Raw genomic sequence first — 2,947 nt, forward strand, 5'->3', positions numbered from 1 at the left:
ACGAGGTTTGAACAAGAAACCAGTGGCTTCGGTGGCTCTTATAGAGCATCTCAGGCAATTAGATGAGATAGAAGGAGAATGCTTCTTTGGGTATCCACTGATTGCAACGCCTGAGGGAGGGCGTTCCATCGATGCGACGTTTGTGACTCCGCAGAAAGGGATCGTGCTGTTCGATTTGGTCGAAGGAACCGATATAGGTGATTATGAGACTAGACAGGACGATCTGGCCAATATGATCGAAGCAAGGCTCAAGCTGCACAAGGAGCTGATGAACCGCCGGAAGCTGGTGGTGCTTCTGTCCGTGGTCACATACGCACCCGCTGTTGACAATCTGCCAGCGCAGTTGGAGAACGGTTATCCAATTGCAAACGACTCGAATATTTCCGAGGTTCTTGCGGACATCAAGTGGGAAGGTGGGTCGGAGGAACTCTTTCGGAACACGCTCTCCGCGATAGAGGGCTTGTCTTCGATCCGAAAGAGTCGTCTGAAGCGAGAGGTGAAAAATCCGGATTCGCGAGGCGCGAAACTCAAGGAACTCGAAGACTCCATTGCAACGCTAGATCATCGCCAGAACAAGGCCGTTATTGAGACGGTGGATGGTGTGCAGCGGATTCGCGGCCTGGCGGGGTCGGGCAAGACCATCATACTGGCACTCAAGGCGGCCTATCTCCATACCCAGCATCCCGACTGGAGGATCGCAGTAACGTTTCAGACACGATCGCTGAAAGAGCAGTTCAAGCGCCTGATAAACAACTTCTGTATCGAGCAGAGCGGGGAGGAACCCGATTGGAGCATGATCCGCGTCGTCAATGCTTGGGGGGCACCTGGCGGGGATTCACGGGATGGAATCTATTACGAGGTTTGTAGGAAGACGGGACAAGAATTCCATGATTTTAGGGGTGCAAGTTCGGCATTCGGTGGGGGTGATAAAGCCTTCGACGGGGCTTGTAGAGCGGTATTGGATGGATTGTCGAATCCTCCCGCACTATACGATGTGATCCTGGTCGATGAAACCCAGGATTTCTCCCCGAGTTTTCTGAGGCTCTGCTATAGCATCTTGCGAGAACCCAAGCGCCTGGTCTATGCATACGATGAATTGCAAAACCTTTCTGGCCGCTCATTACCTCATCCAGAAAAAATATTTGGGGAGGACGAAAAGGGAGAGCCATTGGTCACTCTGGGAGACGACCAACGCCGTGATGTCATCTTGCAGAAATGCTATCGAAATTCTCGTCCGGTGCTCGTGACGGCACACGCGCTTGGCTTTGGCATCTATCGTTCACCCCCCAAAGGTGAGGACACCGGCTTGGTGCAGATGTTCGATCTGCCAGCCCTCTGGGAGGAGATTGGTTACCGTGTCAAGGGTGGTGAGTTGTCGAAAGGCGCCCCCGTCGTGTTGGAGAGGACCAGTGAGACGAGTCCCAAGTTTCTCGAAAATCACTCCAGTATCGATGATCTGGTGCAATTCAAAGTCTTCAGTAATGCTAATGAGCAAAATGAGTGGTTGATCGAACAGATTCGTAAAAATGTAGAGGAAGATGAGCTGAGATATGACGATATCATCGTCATTCACCCAGACCCTAAAACAACAAGAAATGAGACAGCGCCGATACGGTCGACGCTTTTCAATATGGGAATTCAGAACCACCTTGCTGGGGTCGAGACATCTACCGACATCTTTTTCAGGAAAGGCACACCGTCGATCACTTTTACAGGTATCTATAGAGCCAAAGGAAATGAAGCTGGCATGGTCTATATAGTCAATGCACAGGACTGTGATACACCATTTTCTGGTCTTGCAACTCTGCGGAATAGATTGTTCACGGCGATTACGAGAAGTAAAGCATGGGTGCGCGTCATAGGATACGGGAAGATGATGCAGAACCTTGCAGATGAGTATGAGAGGCTGAAAGAGAAGGACTTCACCCTGGATTTCTCGTATCCGGACGATAAGTTGCTTGGGATGCTTCAGATCGTTCATCGAGATCTGTCGCCGGCTGAAAAACGTCGGATCGAACAAAAGAGGAAACAGATAGCCAATTCTTTGGAAGAAGCAGATGAGGATGAGTTGAAGATCTTGGCAGCAGAACTTGACGACAAGACGAAGAGAAAGCTCATGAAAATTCTGGGGATTTCGGAATGACCGCACCGGGTGCACCGCTACTCATCAAGGATGACATATATGAAGTGACATCCAGCCTGCTCAAAACAGGTATCTGTGATGACCAGAATTTTCCAGTCCTAAAAGATTCGGGCTGTGTTTGGGAAGTCGTATTCGATGGTGCGGAGTATATTTCGATCGCTCTGGGTGAAATCGAATATTCGAAGCTCTATGCAGAACTGTCGGATAAGCGTTCGTACAATATAAAATTTATTGATGGTGGGTTGATCCAACTCATGTATAGATTCGATGGAGAAACACTGCTCCAGCATCGACTTGCATTCTATCCGTCACCTACATTACGACCGTTCAGGGACGACGAAGACGCCTATATGACCGATGAGCTCTATCTGGAGATCGTCAATAGACGGATCGTTCCCTTCCCGATTCGTTTCGATTTCGATGGTCGGGAAGGCGTACATGTGGATGTCGAACATCCGAGATCTCATCTCACCCTCGGCGATGTGAAGAACTGTCGTATACCGGTCAGTGCACCCATGACGCCGCGTTGGTTCATCGAGTTCGTCATACGAAACTTCTATCGGACGCCAAATCGAGATTTCGTTGGTAATCTCCCTCGCCATAGAGGGAGGTTCTCATCGACAATCACAGCAAACGAAGAATCCCTGATTCATTTATCGGTGCCTGCTTTGGAGGAGGTCGATGCGATCGGGGGGGGTACCCATGGTTGAGCAGACTACTCCTTCTTCATGGGTCGTTCAAATCGATGCTGATCAGACTTTGTCTGGAGCCGTATTGCATCTTTCAGGCGGGATTGGTAAATAT

At 49.8% G+C, this 2,947-nt stretch carries 2 protein-coding genes; both read left to right on the plus strand.

All coding sequences use genetic code 11. From position 1 onward, the window contains the following. Positions 1-2,143: DEAD/DEAH box helicase (locus ACOCD2_RS15585; protein ID WP_293652862.1), on the plus strand; the 2,143-nt coding region annotated here is incomplete at its 5' end. After that, positions 2,140-2,853 carry a DUF2290 domain-containing protein gene (locus tag ACOCD2_RS15590; RefSeq protein ID WP_293652861.1) on the plus strand — a complete coding sequence of 238 codons (714 nt, stop codon included), beginning with the start codon at positions 2,140-2,142 and terminating at the stop codon, positions 2,851-2,853. The genes ACOCD2_RS15585 and ACOCD2_RS15590, both read left to right, overlap by 4 nt. Positions 2,854-2,947 lie beyond the last annotated feature (94 nt).

Origin of the sequence: Thiolapillus sp. (assembly GCF_048562965.1) — a bacterium.
In the GTDB taxonomy this organism is placed as follows: domain Bacteria; phylum Pseudomonadota; class Gammaproteobacteria; order Chromatiales; family Chromatiaceae; genus Thiolapillus; species Thiolapillus brandeum_A.